Source organism: Bradyrhizobium sp. CCGUVB1N3, assembly GCF_024199925.1.
Classification (GTDB): domain Bacteria; phylum Pseudomonadota; class Alphaproteobacteria; order Rhizobiales; family Xanthobacteraceae; genus Bradyrhizobium.
Genome location: NZ_JANADR010000001.1, coordinates 4,501,321 through 4,520,109, shown reverse-complemented (window position 1 = coordinate 4,520,109; position 18,789 = coordinate 4,501,321). Strand labels below are relative to the sequence as shown.

The 18,789-nt window shown below is 65.4% G+C and carries 19 protein-coding genes; 11 read left to right on the top strand and 8 right to left on the bottom strand.

Translation table 11 applies throughout. The features are described from left to right. Positions 1-2: 2 nt before the first annotated feature. The 3 genes from NLM33_RS21630 to NLM33_RS21620 form a co-directional block, all read right to left on the bottom strand. Positions 3-1,601 (bottom strand): ABC transporter substrate-binding protein, encoded by a 1,599-nt coding sequence (locus tag NLM33_RS21630; RefSeq protein ID WP_254098496.1) that lies wholly within the window; start codon positions 1,599-1,601, stop codon positions 3-5. Positions 1,602-1,797: 196 nt separating this feature from the next. Continuing rightward, the gene (locus NLM33_RS21625) at positions 1,798-1,986 is read right to left on the bottom strand and encodes a hypothetical protein (RefSeq protein WP_254098494.1); all 189 of its coding nucleotides are present in this window, start codon (positions 1,984-1,986) and stop codon (positions 1,798-1,800) included. A gap of 101 nt (positions 1,987-2,087) precedes the next feature. After that, positions 2,088-3,026 (bottom strand): 3-keto-5-aminohexanoate cleavage protein, encoded by a 939-nt coding sequence (locus tag NLM33_RS21620; RefSeq protein ID WP_254098492.1) that lies wholly within the window; start codon positions 3,024-3,026, stop codon positions 2,088-2,090. Between the two features lie 68 nt (positions 3,027-3,094). Here NLM33_RS21620 and NLM33_RS21615 point away from each other — a divergent pair, with 68 nt between their 5' ends. After that, positions 3,095-3,871, top strand: coding sequence for an SDR family oxidoreductase (locus NLM33_RS21615; protein WP_254098490.1), 777 nt, complete (start codon positions 3,095-3,097; stop codon positions 3,869-3,871). A gap of 210 nt (positions 3,872-4,081) precedes the next feature. Here NLM33_RS21615 and NLM33_RS21610 read toward each other — a convergent pair whose 3' ends face one another. Then, a complete protein-coding gene (locus tag NLM33_RS21610; RefSeq protein ID WP_254098488.1) occupies positions 4,082-5,632 on the bottom strand; it encodes an AMP-binding protein in 1,551 nt (516 codons plus the stop codon). Between the two features lie 17 nt (positions 5,633-5,649). Next, on the bottom strand, positions 5,650-6,804 hold the full coding sequence (locus NLM33_RS21605; protein ID WP_254098486.1) for an iron-containing alcohol dehydrogenase: 1,155 nt from the start codon (positions 6,802-6,804) through the stop codon (positions 5,650-5,652). A 208-nt stretch (positions 6,805-7,012) separates the two neighbouring features. Between NLM33_RS21605 and NLM33_RS21600 the strand changes: the two genes are divergently transcribed. After that, positions 7,013-7,330: a hypothetical protein gene (locus tag NLM33_RS21600; RefSeq protein WP_254098484.1), complete on the top strand. Its 318-nt coding sequence runs from the start codon at positions 7,013-7,015 to the stop codon at positions 7,328-7,330. Between the two features lie 136 nt (positions 7,331-7,466). Here the strand turns inward: NLM33_RS21600 and NLM33_RS21595 are convergent, their stop codons facing one another. Continuing rightward, positions 7,467-7,694, bottom strand: coding sequence for a DUF2093 domain-containing protein (locus tag NLM33_RS21595; RefSeq protein WP_254098482.1), 228 nt, complete (start codon positions 7,692-7,694; stop codon positions 7,467-7,469). A gap of 184 nt (positions 7,695-7,878) precedes the next feature. On the opposite strand from NLM33_RS21595, the gene NLM33_RS21590 reads away from it, so the two are divergent. Then, positions 7,879-8,703 (top strand): dienelactone hydrolase family protein, encoded by an 825-nt coding sequence (locus NLM33_RS21590; RefSeq protein ID WP_254098480.1) that lies wholly within the window; start codon positions 7,879-7,881, stop codon positions 8,701-8,703. Between the two features lie 190 nt (positions 8,704-8,893). After that, on the top strand, positions 8,894-9,043 hold the full coding sequence (locus tag NLM33_RS21585; RefSeq protein WP_254098478.1) for a hypothetical protein: 150 nt from the start codon (positions 8,894-8,896) through the stop codon (positions 9,041-9,043). Positions 9,044-9,255: 212 nt separating this feature from the next. Here the strand turns inward: NLM33_RS21585 and xseA are convergent, their stop codons facing one another. Next, positions 9,256-10,869: an exodeoxyribonuclease VII large subunit gene (gene xseA / locus NLM33_RS21580; protein ID WP_254105850.1), complete on the bottom strand. Its 1,614-nt coding sequence runs from the start codon at positions 10,867-10,869 to the stop codon at positions 9,256-9,258. Positions 10,870-11,033: 164 nt separating this feature from the next. Here xseA and NLM33_RS21575 point away from each other — a divergent pair, with 164 nt between their 5' ends. From NLM33_RS21575 to NLM33_RS21555, 5 genes are all read left to right on the top strand, one after another. Next, complete coding sequence (locus NLM33_RS21575) at positions 11,034-12,017, top strand: alpha/beta hydrolase (RefSeq protein ID WP_254098476.1); 984 nt, start codon at positions 11,034-11,036, stop codon at positions 12,015-12,017. Beyond that, entirely contained in the window at positions 12,014-12,565 is a 552-nt protein-coding gene (locus tag NLM33_RS21570) for a hypothetical protein (RefSeq protein ID WP_254098474.1), read from the top strand. The genes NLM33_RS21575 and NLM33_RS21570 overlap by 4 nt, the downstream gene beginning before the upstream one ends. Positions 12,566-12,569: 4 nt before the next feature. Further along, positions 12,570-12,869 carry a transcriptional regulator gene (locus NLM33_RS21565; RefSeq protein WP_254098471.1) on the top strand — a complete coding sequence of 100 codons (300 nt, stop codon included), beginning with the start codon at positions 12,570-12,572 and terminating at the stop codon, positions 12,867-12,869. 363 nt (positions 12,870-13,232) lie between these two features. Beyond that, positions 13,233-14,516, top strand: coding sequence for a phosphoribosylamine--glycine ligase (gene purD, locus NLM33_RS21560; RefSeq protein WP_254098468.1), 1,284 nt, complete (start codon positions 13,233-13,235; stop codon positions 14,514-14,516). A 150-nt stretch (positions 14,517-14,666) separates the two neighbouring features. Further along, positions 14,667-15,572: an alpha/beta fold hydrolase gene (locus NLM33_RS21555; RefSeq protein WP_254098466.1), complete on the top strand. Its 906-nt coding sequence runs from the start codon at positions 14,667-14,669 to the stop codon at positions 15,570-15,572. Here NLM33_RS21555 and NLM33_RS21550 read toward each other — a convergent pair. Next, a complete protein-coding gene (locus tag NLM33_RS21550; protein WP_254098464.1) occupies positions 15,569-16,027 on the bottom strand; it encodes a nucleoside deaminase in 459 nt (152 codons plus the stop codon). The genes NLM33_RS21555 and NLM33_RS21550 overlap by 4 nt on opposite strands. A gap of 118 nt (positions 16,028-16,145) precedes the next feature. Here NLM33_RS21550 and NLM33_RS21545 point away from each other — a divergent pair, with 118 nt between their 5' ends. Next, positions 16,146-18,188: a pseudouridine synthase gene (locus NLM33_RS21545; RefSeq protein ID WP_254098462.1), complete on the top strand. Its 2,043-nt coding sequence runs from the start codon at positions 16,146-16,148 to the stop codon at positions 18,186-18,188. Then, complete coding sequence (gene rsmD / locus NLM33_RS21540) at positions 18,189-18,743, top strand: 16S rRNA (guanine(966)-N(2))-methyltransferase RsmD (protein WP_254098460.1); 555 nt, start codon at positions 18,189-18,191, stop codon at positions 18,741-18,743. Positions 18,744-18,789: the final 46 nt, after the last annotated feature.

Sequence of the window (18,789 nt, the reverse complement as noted above, 5' to 3'; positions counted from 1 at the left end):
CGCTATTTGTCCAGCCATACGTCTTCGTAGCGATAGCCATTATAGGAGCTATTCACCATGATGGTAACGCCCTTGACGTAAGGCTGCCAGCAGGTGCCCAAGCGGCTGTGGTAGATGATGGGCCGGGCGACGTCCTCCTGCAGCTTCTTGTCGATGTTCCAGACCAGCTTCTTGCGCTTGTTCAGGTCGGTCTCCACCGACTGCTCGTCGAACAGCTTTTCGATCTCCTTGTTGCAGTAGTTGGTGTAGTTGCGCTCCGACCCGCAGGAATAGTTTTCGTAGAAGGCCTGGTCGGGGTCGTCGACGGCATTGCCGGTGAGATTGAGTCCGAGCATGTAGTCCTTGCGCGCGACCTTCGGAAACCAGTTGGCGGTCTCCACCACATCGAGTTCGCCGTCGATGTAGATGCTCTTGAGCTGATCGATGAGGATAACGGCAGGGTCACGATAGTCATTGATGTTGCGGGTCGAGACCTTGACCGGGAGGTGCTTGTCCGGACCATAGCCCGCCTTCTGCATCAGCTTCTTCGCTTCCTCGCGATTGGCGTTCACGTCGGGGCCGTAGCCGGGAATGGTCTCGAGCATCTCCTTGGGCATGCCCCAGACGCCTGCCGGCGGAGGCAGCATGGTGCCGCCGATGTCGCCCTGTCCCTCGAACATGATGGAGATGAAGGCCTTGCGATCCAGCGCAAGCGCCATGGCACGGCGGATGTCGATGTTGTCGAACGGCGGCGCCGTCGAATTGACGATAATGTTGGTCGAGACGTTGGTCGACGCGACCTCGCAGACTGCATTCGGCGCCTGCGACTTGACGTCCTTCACCAGCGGGATCGAGACGTGCGTCGGGAAGGTCATGTCGAACTTGCCGGCGACGAAAGCGAGGATCGCGGTCGAGCGGTTCGGGATGATGGTGAACTCGATGCCGTCGAGATAGGGCCGGCCCTTCTTCCAATAGTCGGGATTGCGGGTCAGCTTGATCGATTCATTGGCCTTGAACTCGACGAACTTGAACGGCCCGGTGCCGATCGGATGGGTGCGCATGTCACCCGGCGAGACGTGGCAGGGATAGACCGGCGTATAGCCGGAGGCGAGCAGCGCCAGCAGCGAGGGCTGAGGCCGCTTCAGGTTGAACGAGACCTCGAAATCGCCATTGGTCGAGACATCATTGACCTCGTTGTACCAGGCCTTGCGCGGATTTTGTCGGAACTTCTGCTGCGACTTGCCCATCAGCATGTCGAAGGTGCATTTGACGTCGGCCGAGGTGAACGGCTTGCCGTCGTGCCATTTGACGCCCTGGCGCAGCTTGAAGGTCAGCGTCTTGTTGTCGCTCGCCCAGGCCCAGCTCTCGGCGAGCTCGGGGACGATATCGTCCATGCTGTTCTGCGGTACGTCCTGCTTGTAGATGACGAGATTGTTGAAGACCGGCATGAAGGGAATGTTGACCGAATAGGTCGCGCCTTCGTGGATCGAGGCGTTGGCGGGACTGTCGCGGTGATAGATCCGCAGGATGCCGCCCTGCTTGCCCTCGTCGGCAAAGGTGGTGGTTGAGATCGTCAGCACAGATAGCGCCGCCATCGCGGCGAGCGCAATCACGCTCCGCATGCTTCTCTCCCTCGAGCCTCAAGGCCTTCAGCAGCCTGTTTGATGGCGACGATAGCCATGCACGCGAGGGCAGGCAACGGCCAAGGCCTGTTGCGGCCTTGGCAATTCGGATGACGTAAAGCCGCACGTCGCCTCGTTCTCCCACGATGTGAGAGGAGCCGATGTCATCCTTTCGGTGATCGGAACCGGATTGGCGCTACGGCTGCGCCTGCGCGCGGGATGGCAGCAGCGCCAGGGCGATCGAGGGCAGCGGAAAGAACAGCGCACCAAGGACGAACCAGACCCCCCACGAACGTCCCTTCTCCGCCGCGAATTTCGCAGTGCAGCGGCCGCACAGGACCAGGATGGCAAGAAGGCCGGCAACGAAGAGAAACGCGGCGAGCATGGAGGCTCCTGTCAACGCCTTGTGCCGAGCATACAGGACCGCGGTCGCGGGGACGACGGGTGACAACATCCTGGTGAAATCAAAACTCGGAGAGCGGCGGATCACACCTGCAGCGTGTCGCCGCCCTTCAGATGCAGCATCTCGCGTGCCTCGTCGGAGCTGGCGACCTCGAGGCCGAGGCCCTCGATGATCTTGCGGGCGAGGCGGACCTGCTCGGCATTCGACGAGGCCATGCGGCCGGGCGCGGCCCACAGCGAGTCCTCGAGGCCGACGCGGATGTTGCCGCCCATGGCGGCGGCCATCGCCGCGATCGGAAGCTGATGCCGTCCGGCGCCCAGCACCGACCAGATGAACTTGTCGCCGAACAGCCGCTCCGCGGTGCGCTTCATGTGCAGCACGTCCTCGGGATGCGGGCCGATGCCGCCCTGCAGGCCGAACACGGTCTGAACGAACAGCGGCGGCTTCACCAGGCCCTGATCGAGGAAGTACTGGAGATTATAAAGGTGCGCGGTGTCGTAGCATTCGAACTCGAAGCGGGTTCCGGTCTCCGACAGCGTCTTCAGCACGAACTCGATGTCCTGGAAGGTGTTGCGGAACACGATGTCCTTGTTCTCGACATGCTTGCGTTCCCATTCATGCTTGAAGGTCTTGAAGCGGTTGAGCATGCCGAAGAAGCCGAAATTCATCGAGCCCATGTTCAGCGAGGCCACTTCCGGCTTGTAGACCGCGGCGGGCCGCACGCGCTCGTCCACCGTCATGGTCGGCGAGCCGCCGGTGGTGAGGTTGATCACGGCGTTGGAGCGCTGCTTGATGATCTTGAGGAACGGCGCAAAGGCCTCCGGCGATTGGTCCGGCTGGCCCGTCTCGGGGTTGCGCGCGTGCAGATGCACGATCGCCGCACCCGCTTCGGCGGCTTCCACCGCCGCGTCCGCGATCTCCTGCGGCGTCACCGGCAGGGCAGGGGACATCGACGGTGTGTGGATCGCGCCGGTGACGGCGCAGGTGATGATGACTTTGCGGCCCAATACTTTGCTAGCCATGGGTTTGCAACTCCGAGGCGGCTGTGATCTACCGTCACGCTTAGCATCAAGACACGACCGGAGCCATCATGGATCTCGACATCAAGGGGTTGCGCGTATTGGTGACCGCGGGAGCGGGCGGCATAGGGCTTGCAATTGCCCGTCGCTTCCTCGCCGAAGGCGCAAAGGTGCATGTCTGCGATGTCGACGAGATGGCGCTTGCCGCGCTTGCGAACAGCGATCCCGCCATCACGCGCTCGCAATGCGACGTCTCTGATCGCGCCGCGGTGAAGGCGATGTTCGACGAGGCGGTCCGCGCGCTCGGCGGGCTGGATGTGCTCGTCAACAACGCCGGCATCGCCGGCCCGACCGCGAAGGTCGAGGAGATGAACCCGGAGGACTGGGACCGCTGCGTCGAGGTCTGCCTCACCGGCCAGTTCAACTGCACGCGGCTCGCGGTGCCGCTGCTGCGCGAGAGCAGGAACGCCTCGATCGTCAACATCTCGTCCGCTGCCGGAAAGGTCGGCTTCGCCATGCGCACGCCATATGCGGCGGCGAAGTGGGGCGTCATCGGCCTGACCAAATCGCTCGCGATCGAGCTCGGCCCCGACAAGATCCGCGTCAACGCGATCCTGCCTGGTCTCGTCGCCGGCGACCGCCAGCGCCGCGTGCTGGAAGCGAAGGCACAGCAGCGCGGCATCTCCTACGCCGAGATGGAGCGCATCGCGTTCTCCTACACCTCGATCAAGGACTACGTGACGCCTGAGCAGATCGCCGACCAGATCCTGTTCATGGCGAGCCCGCGCGGCCGCACGATCTCGGGCCAGGCGATCTCGATCTGCGGCGACACGCAGATGCTGGGGTAGGTCGCATCAACACATTCAGCCGTCGTCCCGGGGCGCGCGAAGCGCGAGCCCGGGACCCATAACCCCAGGAAGGGGTTTGGCGAAGACTCGGAATTGCCAGCTCGCGCCACAACTACTCCCTGGGGTTATGGGTCCCGGCCTTCGCCGGGACGACACCGGGTTTGTGGTGTGCGCTTGTCAGAATCTAGGCACGGCGCGGAGGCGAAGCCCTCACACAATCCGCGACGTCTTGTTTCCCCAGTACCGGTCCCGCAGCAGCCGCTTGTAGAGTTTTCCGGTCGGCAGGCGCGGCAATTCCTTTTCGAAATCGACCGAGCGCGGCACCTTTTGCCGCGACAGCGATTTGGCGCAGAACGTGATCAGTTCCTCGGAGAGCGCAGGCCCTGGCACCACGCCGGGCATCGGCTGCACCACCGCCTTCACCTCTTCGCCAAGATCGGCATGGGGGACGCCGAACACCGCGGCGTCCGCGACCTTCGGATGGGTGATCAGCAGATTCTCGCATTCCTGCGGATAGATGTTCACGCCGCCCGAGATGATCATGAAGGTGGCGCGGTCGGTGAGATAGAGGAAGCGGTCCTCGTCGACATAGCCGACGTCGCCGACCGTGCTCATGCTACCATCGGCCGAGCGCGCTTCCTTTGTCTTCTCGGGATCGTTGAAATATTCAAAGGCCGAGGCCGTCTTGAACCACACCGTGCCGGCAGTTCCGGTCGGGCACTCCTTCATGTTCTCGTCGAGAATATGCAGGTCGCCGAGGAGCACCTTGCCGACGGTGCCGCGATGGGCGAGCCACTCTTCGGTATTGCAGGCGGTGAAGCCGAGACCTTCGGTCGCGCCGTAATATTCGTGGATGATCGGGCCCCACCATTTGATCATGTCGTCCTTCACCAGCGCCGGGCAGGGCGCCGCGGCATGGATCGCGATCTCGAGCGAGGACAGGTCGTGGCGGGCGCGCACCTCCTCCGGCAGCTTCAGCAGGCGCGAGAACATCGTCGGCACGAGCTGGGTATGGGTGATGCCCCATTGCTCCACGAGCTGGAGGTAACGCTCGGGGTCAAAACTCTCCATGATGATCACGGTGCCGCCCATGCGGATCGTGAGATTGACCGCGGCCTGCGGCGCCGAGTGATAGAGCGGCGCCGGCGACAGATAGACCATGCCCTCGCGGTAGTGCCAAAGCTTCGTGAGAAAATCGAACAGCGGCATATTGTGCCGCGGCGGCTCCTCCGCCAGTGGCCGCAAGATGCCCTTCGGCCGTCCCGTCGTGCCTGACGAATAGAGCATCGCCGTGCCCAGCCATTCGTCGGCGATCGGCGTCTTCGGCAGGCCTGCCGTCGCCTGCTCCAGCCCAACGATACGGTCGCTCTCGCCGGGTCCATCGGCGACGACGCAGAGCTCGACCTTCGGGCAGTCCTTCAGCGCTTCGCGCGCGATGTCGAGCTTGGCCGCCGAGGTGATGAGAATGCGCGACTGGCTGTTGGTGAGGATGTAGGCGAGCTCGCTCGGCGTGAGGAACGAATTGACGCAAGTAAAATAAAGTCCCGACCGCTCGCCCGCGCTGCAGGCTTCGAGATAGCGCGCATTGTTCTCCATGAAGATCGCGTAGTGGTCGAGCCGCTTCAAGCCTTGCTTGCGAAACAGATGCGCCAGCCGGTTGCTGCGCGCATCGAGCTCGCGATAGGTGACGGTCTCGCCCGTGCCGGCCATGATGAAGGCGGGCTGCAGCGGGCGTAGGCGGGCATGCGTACCTGTGTACATCAGTCCTCCGATCGGGATTATGCGGCGAGAAGCAGGATTTCGCGCACTTGCGCGGGTGTATCGATCTTGCGCGGGTTGCGCGGCACCCAGGGCGTGCGCATCGCCTGCTCGGCGATGGCCTCAAAATGCTCCGGCAAGACGCGCATCTCGGAAAGGCTGCGCGGCATGCCCAGCGAGCGGATGAAGGCATCCAGCACGTCGGCGGCATCTCTGCCGGGAAAGCCCATGGCGGCTGCGACGATCATCTGGCGCTCGGCATTATCAGGCGCGTTCCAGCGCATCACTGCCGGCAGCATGATGCAGGAGGTGTAGCCATGAGGCACGTCGTAGGCCGCGCCCAGCACGTAACCGATGCCGTGGCTCGCGCCCATGGGAACGCCGGCCGCAAGCGCGCCCATCGACAGCCAGGTACCGATCTGCGCATCCATCCGCGCGTCGAGATCTGAAGGATTGGCCTTCACCCGCGGCAGCGCGTCCGCGAGCATCGCAAGCCCCTTCACCGATTGCGCGTCGGCATAGGGATGCGTCTCGCGCGAGCAGATCGCCTCGACGCAATGGTCGACGGCACGGATGCCGGTCGAGAGGAATAGCCATTCCGGTGTATGCACGGTGATGGCGGGATCGAGGATGGTTGCGCGCGGCACCACCAGCGGATGGCGCAGCATCTGCTTCACATGGGTGCTGCGATCGGTGACCCCCGCGATCGCGCTGAACTCGCCGCCGGCGATCGTGGTCGGCACGCTGACCTGGCGCACCGTCGGGGCGTTCATCTCCGGCGCGACGCCCTTGCGGACGCGGATGCGCTCGATGTCAGCGGTGCTGTCGATGTCGTTGGCAAGGCAGAGCTGCACCGCCTTGGCGCCGTCGGTGATCGAGCCGCCGCCGACGGTCACGATCAGGTCCGCCCTCACGTCTCGCGCCGCATTGGCGGCCGCGATCACCGCCTCGCGCGGCGTGTGCGCCGGCATGGCGTCGAACAGGCCCGCACAGCGCGCGCCCAGCGCCTGCGCAATCTTCTGGATTTCGTCGGTCTGCCGGTTGAGCGTGCCCGAGACCATCAGGAAGGCGCGGTTCGCCTTCAACCGATCCATCTGCGCCAGGATGGCGCCCGCGGCCGGATGGCCGAACACGACCTCCTCGATCGCGCCGAAAACGACACGCCCTTGATGCACGCCTGTCCTCCCGGACAATCCGTCTTGTTCTTGTTCGATTAATCTAGCCGAGCCGCCGCCGCCCGTCATGCGCGAAGACGCTGTCACAGGGGGAGATGCCGCAGGGTGGTCAAAGGCGCCCTTGCGCCGCGCCCACCCGCAAGAGGACCATTCACGCGACATTCATCGCGGGGCTCCTATCGGTTTGCGCTCGAACAGGAGAATTCGCGTGAAACCGTCGTCCGTCACCGTTGCCGCCGGTCTTGCATGTCTGATCGTTGCGTCCGTATCCGCGCAGACGTCATCGCCGCAGGCGGCTGCGCCGAGCAGCCAGACGAGCACGGTGCCGGTTCCGGCGACCAAGCGTGTCACATGCCTCGCCACGACGCAGAGCCTGAAGGGCCAGGACAAGCGCGACCAGATGCAGCTTTGCATGGCGCAGGCGCGCCTCGACTGCCTCAAGCAGGCGATCGATCAGAAGGTCGTCGGCGAGCCCAGGAAGAATTTCGTGAAGAGTTGCGTGGGGATGGAAAGTGCGGAGCAGTAAGCGCAGATCCAGAACGGCTGCGCCGCGACGTCGGTGCTGTAGGGTGGGCAAAGCGAAGCGTGCCCACCACTTTTGTCGCGGTCGTGGAGACATGGTGGGCACGGCGCTGCGCGCCTTTGCCCACCCTACGGCAGGATCAAGTTTGCGATTTCAGCGCGCGCGGAAAATGCCGTTGCAGCACGGCGGTCGGTTGGGCGTAGGCCTCTTGCAGGTCGACGCTCCAGTATTTCAGCTCGTCGAGCGGAATCCGCGTGTCGGTCACGGCGCAGCGCACGTAAGTCCCCGGCGAGATCACGCGGAAATCGCCGTCCAGATATTGCACCTGCGCTTCGCCATGGCCCGAGGGGCCGAACTTGTTCAGCACGGTCGATCGTCTCCATGGAAGCCCGCGTGAGGGCGTGATTTGGTGGATTTCGATCTAGCATAGATAGGGTCGCTTGTCCGCTCGTTAAACCCACCGATTTGTGATGTTTTGCGGGCATTTCCGCATGATAACTCTGCGGCGAAGGATCGTTGGTCCCGGTCCGCTCATGACCTGGCAGTATCCGATGCGCCTTCGATTCACCGTTCTCTTCGCAATGCTCCTGATGTCGGCCGCGCGCGCCGCGCCCGCGCCGCAGGCGATCGAGATTCCGCTTGGCTCAGGGACACTGCACGCGCAGCTCTACAAGCCTGACGGCGAGGGCCCGTTTCCGACCGTGATCGCGCTGCATGGCTGCGGCGGTCTCGGCAGCCATTCCGATCCCGTGCTGCCGCGTTACCGCGACTGGGCCGAGCAACTGCTCAAGGCCGGCAATGCAGTGCTGTGGCCCGACAGCTACGGCTCGCGCGAAGCGGGACCGCAATGTCGCGTCAAGGACGTGCGCGTCAAGGCGCGGCGCGAGCGCGTCGCCGACATCGCTGCGGCGCGCACCTGGCTGATGAAGCAGCCTTGGGTGGCGCGTGATCGCGTCAGCCTGATCGGCTGGGCCAATGGTGCCAGCGCGCTGCTCTGGGCCGTGCGTCCGCAGAACGCCGGCCGCGACGGCGCGCCGGACTTTCGCGCCGCGATTGCGTTCTATCCGGACTGCCGCATCTCGGCGGGGCTCGGCTGGAGCACGCGCGTACCGACGCTGCTCCTGATCGGCGGCAAGGACGACATCTCCTCGCCGCCGGCCTGCCGCCAGATGGTGGACGGGGCCTACGGCCGCAGCGCGCTGGCGCGCATCGTGGTCTATCCCGGCGCCTATCACGATTTCGACCGCGCCAACCTGCCACTGCATGCGCCGGCCACGACCCCCGACGTGGCAACGCCCGATCGCGGCCATGTCGGCACCGACACCGAGGCCCGCGAGGATTCGCAGAAGCAGGTCGCGGAGTGGCTGGCGCGGTGAGGGTGCGTGCTGGTTCCCAAGCGGGGCCGCCCGAGGAACAAGGAGCAGACAGCCCCGCATCGACCACCGCCCTGCACAGGTCGTGATGGCCGACAGCAAGAGCTACGATTCGCGCAAGGCGCCGGTTTCAGGCTTCATTCAGCGCCGCCGGTCATAGTTCGACCATGATGTCAGCTGAACGCCATTCATCATGATGAACCGCTTCTTCCTGTTCTCCTCCGCACTGGTCGTCTTCAGCATCGCGATCCTGCTCTTTGAGGCCCACGCCGGCGCACCGACGGCCGCACCGGAACATTGCGGCTTCTGGACCACGATGGATGCGGGCCTGTCCTGCCGGTAGGCGGGGCTGCGCCGAGGCTACGCGCACGACGCGGAAGCAGCCACGCGCGACCAACCATCACCGTCACCCTGAGGTGCCGGAGCGCAGCGGAGGCCTCGAAGGGCGACGGCCCGGCTGCATCCCGGGCCGTTCATCCTTCGAGGCTCTCAGCGCAGTGCATGAGCACTGCGCTGCTCGCACCTCAGGATGACGGGGCCATACGGAGCCCACTGCTAAAACAAACTGCCCTGATCCACCGGCTTGGCCACGCGCTTCGGCGCGGGCTTCGCCTCACGCGGCGCCGCCTTGGGCTGGGCGTGTGCCTCAGGCGCCGGCCGATCTTCATCCGCCGTCGCACCAACCCGTCCATCCGCGAACTCGATCTCGAGCCGCGCCGCCGGGCCGATCGCATCCGCGGCGTGCACGGGATGTCCGGCCTCATCGCGCACCAGCGCAAAGCCGCGGGCGAGCACGCCGCGGTAGGACAGCGCGGAGAGCAGCTTGCCGCTGTTTTCCACACGCGCATCGAGCCGCTGCAACAGCGTCGTCAGCGCGCGGCTCGCGCGCTCGGAAAGGCGATGGGTGCGCTCGCGCTGGCGGGCAATCGCATTGCGCTGCGCCTGCGCGTTGGAGAGCTTTGAGGCACGCAAGCGAACCTCGAGCCCGGCAAAGCGGTCGCGCCGCCGTCGTAACAAGGATCGCGCGGACAGGCCGAGCCGTTCGCCGCACACCGTGAGGCGATGATCGGCCTGTGCGATCTGGCCATGTAGCACCCGCAATGTCAGTCGCGCGCCGGCCGCGGCGAAACGGCGGAAATGCGCATGCGTGTTGGCCTTGAGCCCGCGGGGCAGCGCGGCGCCTGCGGAGTCCAGTCGCTGCCGCGGGATCGCCAGGAGGTCGCTTGCCGCGGGCAGGGCGCGCGCCGCGGCGCGCAGCTCGTTGCGGCGGCTTTCCTGGCCGCGTTGCCAGCAGGCGCGGGTGCGGCGGGCGAGATCGGCGACCTCGACGAACAGATCGCTGCGCACCGGCACGGCCATCTCGGCCGCCGCCGTCGGTGTCGGCGCGCGCTTGTCGGCGGCGAAATCGATCAGCGTGATGTCGGTCTCGTGGCCGACGGCCGAGATCAGCGGGATCATGCTCTCGGCGGCCGCCCGCACCACGATCTCCTCGTTGAACGACCAGAGATCCTCGAGCGAGCCGCCGCCGCGCGCCACGATCAAGACGTCCGGCCGCGGAATCTTGCCGCCCTCCGGCAGCGCGTTGAAGCCGCGGATCGCAGCCGCGATCTGCTCGGCCGAGCCTTCGCCCTGCACCTTGACCGGCCACACCAGCACGCGGCGGGGAAAGCGGTCCTCGAGGCGATGCAGGATGTCGCGGATCACGGCGCCGGTCGGCGATGTGACGACGCCGATCACCTCCGGCAGCCAGGGCAGCAGCTGCTTGCGCGCCTCGTCGAACAGGCCTTCGGCGGCGAGCTTCTTCTTGCGCTCCTCCATCAGCGCCATCAGCGCGCCGATGCCGGCCGGCTCCAGCGCCTCGATCACGATCTGGTACTTCGAGGAGCCGGGATAGGTGGTGAGCTTGCCGGTCGCGATGACCTCGAGCCCCTCCTGCGGCTTGAAGCGCATCCGCCCGTGGACGCCCTTCCAGATCACCGCCTCGATCTTGGCGCTCTCGTCCTTGAGCGCGAAATAGCAGTGCCCGGAGGAATGCGCGCCGCGAAAGCCGGAGATCTCGCCGCGGACCCGGACGTGGCCATAGGTGTCCTCCACCGTCCGCTTCAGGGACAGCGAGAGCTCGGAGACGGTGAATTCGGGTGTGTTGAGCAGGGGTTCCGCTGAAGGCATCGGCAAACGATTCGGCATTTGGGGATCGAAACTCAAACTAGGGATTTTCGCATCCCAGCGCCAATCGGGGAATTGACTGAAAGAGTACTCTGGAATATAGAGTTCTCTATCAATGGTAAAGTCGACGGAGTTTCGGCCATGACGATCCGGTGCTGCGAGGTGCTTTGAGCCTGCTGAAATGGAGCCTGTGTGCGGTCGGCGCCCTCGCGCTGCTGCTGACCGCGATGATTGCGAACCCGCTGGAGCGGCCGCCCGAGATGCGCTCCGTCTCGGACTCCGCCAAGGGTATCGACTGGTCCACGATGCCGGCGCTGGAGCGCTTTCAGGCCCGCGACGGTACCTGGCTGGGCTACCGGCATTACGTGCCGAAGGGGCAGGCGACGGGCCGCGGCGCGGTCTTCATCCACGGCTCCTCCGGCTCAAGCGGCACCGTCAATCACGCGCTGACGGCGGCGCTCGCCGCGCGCGGAGTGGAGACGTGGGCGCTCGACATGCGCGGTCACGGCGGCTCCGGCACACGCGGCGATATCGGCTATGTCGGCCAGCTCGAGGACGACCTCGTCGATTTCGTCGCACTCGTTCGCAAGACCGCGCCGGACCTGCCGCTCACTTTGATCGGCCATTCCGCCGGCGGCGGCTTCTCGCTGCGCGTCGCCGCGACGCCGATCATGCAGGACATGTTCGTGCGCACGGTGCTGCTGGCGCCCTACCTCGGCTATGACGCACCCACCAACAAGCCGCATTCCGGTGGCTGGGCCAATGCCGACCGGCCGCGCTTCTTCGGACTCGCGGCTCTGCGCAAGCTTGGCATCGACTGCTGCTCGCAGCTTCCGGTGCTCGCCTTCGCTGTGCCACCGAATTACGAGAAGATCCTCGTCTCTACCTATTCCGACCGCCTGATGCGCAACTTCGCCACTCGCGGCTATCGCATCGACCTGCCCAACGCGACGCACCCGCTGACGATCTTTGGCGCCGCCGACGATGAGATGATGATCTCGGACAAATATGCTGACGCCGTGCAGGCGGTGAAGCCCTCGGTCGACGTCAAGGTCCTCGAAGGCATCAACCACATGGGCATCGTCACCAATCCGAAGGCGGTCTCGGTGATCGCCGAAGATGTGGCAACACGCGGAGCCGGCCAGTCATGATCGACAGCAAGCAGGCTTCTGAGGCACTGGCCGAGATCGACGACATCGTCCAGCGCGTGCGGCAGTCGCGGATCTACGATCTCGCCAGCCTGATGATGATCCTCTGGGGAGGGCTTGTGTTCGCGGCGAACGTCGCAACCTTCCTCTGGCCGCGCCAGGGCTATTACATCTGGTTCGCGGTCTATGTTCTCGGCATCGCCGGATCGGTTGCCATCAGCGCGTCCAATAGGGCCAGGACAGGCGTCCGCAGCTTCAATTTCAGGACGTTCATTGCCTTCCTGCTGCTCGTCGCCTTCGGCTATTTTTGCTCGCTGGTGCTCGGGCACTTTACGCCGCGCCAACAGGGCGCGTTCTGGACGATCTATTTCATGCTGTTCTACGCGCTGGCGGGCCTCTGGTTCGGCAACGCCTTCGTCGCGATCGGAGTCGGTATCACCGCGCTGACGCTGATCGGCTATTTCTACATCGGCGAGGCCTTTCCGCTGTGGATGGCCTTCGTCAACGGCGGCGGCCTGATCCTCGGCGGCCTCTGGATGCGGCGGAGCTAATGCCATGGCCGAGCTTGACGACATCATCCACCAGCCGCTGCGGCTCAAGATCATGGCGGCGCTGAACGCGCTGCCGGGGGCGACAGGCCTGGAATTCTCCCGCCTCAAGAAGCTGACCGGCGCCACCGACGGTAATTTGGGCGCGCATATCGAAACATTGGCCAAAGCTGGCTACGTCTCGGTGGACAAGGCCTTTGTCGGCAAGAAGCCGCAGACCACCGTCACCGCTACCGCCGCAGGGCGCGGCGCGTTCGCAAGGCATGTGGCGACGTTGCAGGAGATCATTGCGGGGAGGCAGGGCTAGCCAAGTCGTCATTCCGGGCTCGCACCAAGAGAGGCTTGCCGCACATCGCGCTGCTGATTGTCGTCCCCTCTCCCCTTGCGGGAGAGGGCATGATCGCTGACAGCCTCGGACTCGTTCGGGTGAGGGGTCTGTCTCCGCGGATGGAGACCCCTCATCCGGCGCCGTAGCCGATGCGAAGCATCGGCGTCTCTTAGAGACGGCGGCCGAAGGCCGCCTACGCCACCTTCTCCCGCAAGGGGAGAAGGGACGGCAGCGGAGCAAGCCCGCCCCGGAATGACGGGGGAGTTGGGGCTGGCACCCCCTTGAGGCCAGCGCGGATTCGTGCGACCGACGCGCCCAGCACATCCCCGTTTTGAGACTCGCATGCACATTCTCCTGCTCGGTTCCGGCGGCCGCGAACATGCTCTCGCATGGAAGATCGCGGCGTCTCCTCTGGTGACCAAATTCTGGTGCGCACCGGGCAATGCCGGGATCGCCCGCGAGGCGGAGTGCGTGGCGCTCGATGTCGCCAACCACGCCGCGGTCATCGAGTTCTGCAGGAAGAATGCTGTCGAGCTCGTCGTGGTCGGCCCGGAGACGCCGCTTGCGGCCGGCATCGTCGATGATCTCGCAGCCGCCGGCATCAAGGCGTTCGGACCGAGCAAGGCTGCCGCCCAGCTTGAAAGCTCCAAGGGTTTTACCAAGGCGCTGTGCTCCGAGTTCGGCATTCCCACTGGCGCCTACAAGCGCTTCACCAAGGCAGCCGACGCACTCGCCTACATCCACACCCAGGGCGCGCCGATCGTGGTCAAGGCCGACGGCCTTGCCGCCGGAAAGGGCGTCGTGGTCGCCAAGACCCTGCGCGAGGCCGAGGACGCCATCGCCATGATGTTCGACGGCGCGTTTGGCGAGGCTGGCGCCGAGGTGGTGATCGAGGAGTTCTTGCCGGGCCGCGAGATCAGCTTCTTTGCGCTGTGCGACGGCGAGACCGCTATTCCGCTGGCCTCCGCGCAGGACCACAAGCGCGTGTTCGACCATGACGTCGGCCCGAACACCGGCGGCATGGGCGCCTATTCGCCGACGCCGCTGGTCACGCCGGCGATCCACGACGCGATCATGGCAAGAATTATCCTGCCGACAGTCGCCGGCATGAAGCAGCGCGGCACGCCGTTCAGCGGTGTGCTCTATGCCGGGATCATGCTGACGACGCAGGGCCCGAAGCTGTTCGAGTTCAACGTCCGTTTCGGCGACCCCGAGTGCCAGGTGCTGATGCTGCGCATGATGTCGGACATCGTGCCGGCGCTGCTCGCCTCCTGCGACGGGCAGCTCAAGAACTTCGATCTGCGCTGGTATCCGGAATCGGCGCTCACCGTCGTGATGGCCGCGAACGGCTATCCCGGCGACTACCAGAAGGGCACGCGTATCGAGGGGCTCGACGAGGCCGCTGCGATCGACACCGTCGAGATCTTCCACGCCGGCACGGTTTCGAAGGACGGCGCGATCCTCGCCAATGGCGGCCGCGTGCTCAACGTCTGTGCGCTCGGCAAGACTGTGACCGAGGCGCAGGCGCGCGCCTACCAGGCCGTCGACCGCATCCGCTGGCCGGACGGCTTTTGCCGCCGCGACATCGGCTGGCAGGCGGTGGAGGCGGAGAAGGCCAAGATCTAACTGGCATTTTTCCGGAACGCACGCATCGGAAGCGCGCTTGCGGGCGACTGCCGTGCTACTTTGCATGGGGTTGTTTTCGTCATTTTGGTTTGGGGCGCCGTGGCCGCTCCCAAAAGGGGGCCAGAAAAGACGTTCGAGGGGATGGAACTCATGTCCGATCTCGCCGACCTCTACCCCGGCTTCGCCTCCGAATGGATCAACACTTCCTCGGGCCGCATCTTCGCGCGTGTCGGCGGCAAGGGGCCGCCGCTCCTGCTGCTGCACGGCTTCTCCGAGACCCATGTGATGTGGCACCGCGTCGCACCGCAGCTTGCCGACCGCTTCACACTGATCATCGCCGACCTGCCGGGCTATGGCTGGTCGGACATGCCCGACAGCGATGCGCAACATACGCCCTACAGCAAACGCGCGATGGCCAAGAGCATGGTCGAGGCGATGGAGCAGCTGGGCCATGTACATTTTGCGCTCGCCGGCCACGACCGCGGCGGGCGCGTCTCCTATCGCCTCGCGCTCGATCATCCCGGCCGGCTGTCGCGGCTCGCCGTGCTCGATATCCTGCCGACCTATGACTACTGGGAGCGGATGAACCGGCAGTATGCGCTGCAGATCTATCACTGGACCTTCCTGGCGCAGCCCGCGCCGCTGCCGGAAACGCTGATCGCGAGCAATGGCGAGTTCTTCCTGCGCTTCAAGATGGCGAGCCAGACCAAGTCGAAGACGCTGGACGCGATCGACAAGCGCGCGCTCGAGCATTACATCGCCCCGTTCCGCGACCCCGCCCGCGTGCATGCGATGTGCGAGGACTATCGCGCCGGTGCCTATTTCGACTACGAGCTCGACAAGGCCGATTTTGCGGCCGGCAAGAGGATCACGATCCCGATGCTGGCGCTCTGGGGCAATGCCGGCGTCGCCCAGGCCGCCGCCACGCCGTTCGACACCTGGAAGCAATGGGCGACCAATGTCGAGGGTATGCCGGTGGATTCCGGGCACTTCCTCACTGAGGAAAACCCCGACGTGACCGCAAAGGCGCTACGCGAATTTTTCCTGGCGAGCTAGCGCCGCTCCCGAAAGAACTCGCGCAAGAGCCGCGCCGCCTCGCTTTCGCCGACCCCGGAATAGACATCCGGGACGTGATGGCAGGTCGGGGAGGCGAAGAACCGTACCCCGGACTCGACCGCGCCACCCTTGGGGTCGGCCGCGCCGTAATAGAGCCGCCTGACCCTTGCAAAGGAGATCGCGCCCGCACACATGGTGCAGGGTTCGAGCGTCACGTAGAGGTCGCAATCAACCAGCCGCTCGCTGCCGATCTTCCTGGCGGCTTCGCGCAGCGCGATGATCTCGGCATGGGCCGTGGGGTCATGGTCGGTCAGCGTCCGGTTGGCGGCGGTCGCGATGACCTCGTAATTGCGCACCACGACGCATCCGATCGGAACTTCGCCCGACTTTCCGGCATTTTCGGCCGTTTTGAGCGCCAAATCCATGAAAGAAGGGGCTTTCATGCCTCGTATCATTGCCAGAAACCTGCTACTAGCTCCGCCTTCAGCAAGAGTGGATACCGATTTTGCCTGAGCATGCGGCTCGGAACGAGCGCGCACAATGCTTTCTGGCCACCCCTAAGCGAGATTATTCATGCCCCGCGACAGCGACAAAGACAACGATTCCCGCGGCCGGCGTGATCGAGGCCCGCCTAAGGGCCGCACCGGCAAGCCGCGCGGCCCCGAGAAGAAGTTCGCCAAGCGCGGCTTTGCCGGCAAGGGCGATCGCGACGAGCGGCCCTCCCGCGGCGACCGCGACAGTCGCCCGTTCCGCCGCCGCGAGGACGGCGATGCACCGCGCCGCGACTATGGCGACCGGCCGCGCTTCAAGCGCGACGATCGCGGTGGCGAGGACCGCGGCGAGCGCAGCTTCAAGCCGCGTGGCGACCGCCCGTTCAAGCCGCGTGGCGATCGCCCGAAATTCGATCGTGACGACTCCCGCCCTGCCGGTCGGTCGGGCGACAGGAAGTTTGGCGACAAGCGACCCTACGCGCCGCGTGGCGAGCGTCCGGAACGCAAGTTCGACGGTGAAAGGAAGTTTTCGCGGGGCGGCTCTGACCGCGGGGATCGTCCGCGCGATTTCGGCGATCGCAAGCGCAATTTTGACGACCGCCCGCGCGATCATGGCGAGCGCGGCGATTCCAAGCCCTGGCAGAAGCGTGACGCGGGACCGCGCGGCGATCGTCCGCGCAAGAATTTCGACAAGGATTTTGGCGGCCGCGACCGCGGCGACGAGAAGCCTTGGCAGAAGCGTGAGGGCGGCCGCGGCGGCGAGGACCGTCCGCGGTTCTCGCGTTCGCGCGACGATCGTGCATCGGGTGATCGTCCGTTCCGCGAGCGGCCCAAATCTGATCGGCCCAAGTTCGATCGCCCGCGCGAGGATCGTCCAAAATTCGATCGGCCCCGTCGCGACAGCGATGGCGAACGCGGTGGGCGCGGCGGCGACCGCCCGAAATTCGATCGTCCGCGCCAGCGCTCGGAAGGACGTTCCGATTGGCACGAGCATCCGCGCAGCGAAGGTCGGTTTGGCGACCGGCCGCGCCGTGACAATGAGGACGACAGCCAGATATTCACCAGGCGTCCGGCCTTCGGCGGCCGCGGCGCCTATCGCGAGCGCGATCGTGATTTCGACCGGCGGCCGCGTCGTGAGGAAGAGCCGAAGCCGAAGAAGGCCGGCGAGCGCATCGCCAAGGTACTGGCGCGTGCGGGGCTTGCCTCTCGCCGCGACGCTGAGGAAATGGTCACGCAGGGGCGCGTCACCGTCAACGGCCGCGTCATCAACTCGCCCGCGCTCGACGTGACACAGAACGACGTCGTTGCCGTCGACGGCAAGCCTTTGCCGCCGCGCGAGCGCACGCGGCTGTTCCTCTATCACAAGCCGCGCGGGTTGATGACGACGCATGACGACCCCGAGGGGCGTCCGACCGTGTTCGACAACCTGCCGGAAGGTCTGCCGCGGCTGATCAGTGTCGGCCGGCTCGACTTCAACACCGAAGGCCTGTTGCTGCTCACCAACGATGGCGGCCTCGCGCGTACGCTCGAATTGCCCGACACCGGTTGGCTCCGCCGCTACCGTGTCCGCGCCCATGGCGACGTCACGCAGGCTCAGCTCGACGAGCTCAAGAACGGCATCGAGGTTGAGGGCGTCAAATACGGCCCGATCGATGCCACGCTCGAGCGCGACCAGGGCGCCAATGTCTGGCTGGTGTTCGCAATCCGCGAAGGCAAGAACCGCGAGGTCCGCAACGTCTGCGCCCATCTCGGGCTCGAGGTGAACCGGCTGATCCGCGTGTCCTACGGCCCGTTCCAGCTCGGCGAGGTCCCCGAAGGCCAGGTCGACGAGATCAAGTCACGCGTGCTGCGCGAGCAGCTCGGCGACAAGGTGATCGAGAAGTCGGGCGCGCAGTTCGATGTGCCCTCGAAATCCGCCTCCCGTGACGACGATGCTGCGCACGAGCAGAAGCCGATGAAGCGCGCCGTGATCAACGACCGCAAGGGCCGCCGCGTGCTGGTGCAGCGCACCGGCAGCGAGGAGGCGCGCGAGCGCAACGAGATGGAAGCTGCCGGCTACGGCCCGCCGCGCCGTCCCAAGCGCGGCTATCACGGCAAGCGCGATCTCAGGCCGAAAGACGAGTAAATGCGCGTCGTCGGCGGACGATTGAAGGGGCGCAATCTCGCCTCGCCGTCCTCGCGCGACATCCGTCCCACGGCGGATCGTTTACGCGAGTCCGTGTTCAACATCCTCGTGCACGCCTATGACGATCCGATTGAGGACGCGCGCGTGCTCGATCTTTTCGCCGGAACCGGCGCGCTTGGCATCGAGGCGGCCTCGCGCGGCGCGAAATTCACGCTGTTCGTCGACAACGGCGCCGAGGCGCGTGCGCTACTCCGTAACAATGTCGAGGCGCTGGGCTTGGGCGGTGTGACGAAGGTCTATCGTCGCGACGCAACCGATCTTGGACCCGCGCATCCGGTCGAGCCGTTCTCGCTGGTGTTCCTCGATCCGCCCTATGGCAAGGGCCTCGCAGACATGGCGTTGGCCTCATTGCGCGATGGCGGCTGGCTGACGTCCGGTGCGCTGCTCGTCGTCGAGGAGGCGAAGGCCGCGCAATTCGCCGCGCCTGAAGGCTTCGAGGAATTGGAGCGGCGCGCCTATGACGACACGGAATTCGTGTTTTTGAAGCTGCCATAGCTTCGCTGTCGTAGGGTGGGCAAAGCGAAGCGTGCCCACCACTTCT

Bases quoted from the DNA above. Each gene is read 5' to 3' on its own strand.
- NLM33_RS21630 (WP_254098496.1), bottom strand. From the start codon at position 1,601: ATGCGGAGCGTGATTGCGCTCGCCGCGATGGCGGCGCTATCTGTGCTG.
- NLM33_RS21625 (WP_254098494.1), bottom strand. From the start codon at position 1,986: ATGCTCGCCGCGTTTCTCTTCGTTGCCGGCCTTCTTGCCATCCTGGTC.
- NLM33_RS21620 (WP_254098492.1), bottom strand. From the start codon at position 3,026: ATGGCTAGCAAAGTATTGGGCCGCAAAGTCATCATCACCTGCGCCGTC.
- NLM33_RS21615 (WP_254098490.1), top strand. From the start codon at position 3,095: ATGGATCTCGACATCAAGGGGTTGCGCGTATTGGTGACCGCGGGAGCG.
- NLM33_RS21610 (WP_254098488.1), bottom strand. From the start codon at position 5,632: ATGTACACAGGTACGCATGCCCGCCTACGCCCGCTGCAGCCCGCCTTC.
- NLM33_RS21590 (WP_254098480.1), top strand. From the start codon at position 7,879: ATGCGCCTTCGATTCACCGTTCTCTTCGCAATGCTCCTGATGTCGGCC.
- NLM33_RS21585 (WP_254098478.1), top strand. From the start codon at position 8,894: ATGATGAACCGCTTCTTCCTGTTCTCCTCCGCACTGGTCGTCTTCAGC.
- xseA (WP_254105850.1), bottom strand. From the start codon at position 10,869: ATGCCTTCAGCGGAACCCCTGCTCAACACACCCGAATTCACCGTCTCC.
- NLM33_RS21570 (WP_254098474.1), top strand. From the start codon at position 12,014: ATGATCGACAGCAAGCAGGCTTCTGAGGCACTGGCCGAGATCGACGAC.
- NLM33_RS21565 (WP_254098471.1), top strand. From the start codon at position 12,570: ATGGCCGAGCTTGACGACATCATCCACCAGCCGCTGCGGCTCAAGATC.
- purD (WP_254098468.1), top strand. From the start codon at position 13,233: ATGCACATTCTCCTGCTCGGTTCCGGCGGCCGCGAACATGCTCTCGCA.
- NLM33_RS21555 (WP_254098466.1), top strand. From the start codon at position 14,667: ATGTCCGATCTCGCCGACCTCTACCCCGGCTTCGCCTCCGAATGGATC.
- NLM33_RS21550 (WP_254098464.1), bottom strand. From the start codon at position 16,027: ATGATACGAGGCATGAAAGCCCCTTCTTTCATGGATTTGGCGCTCAAA.
- NLM33_RS21545 (WP_254098462.1), top strand. From the start codon at position 16,146: ATGCCCCGCGACAGCGACAAAGACAACGATTCCCGCGGCCGGCGTGAT.
- rsmD (WP_254098460.1), top strand. From the start codon at position 18,189: ATGCGCGTCGTCGGCGGACGATTGAAGGGGCGCAATCTCGCCTCGCCG.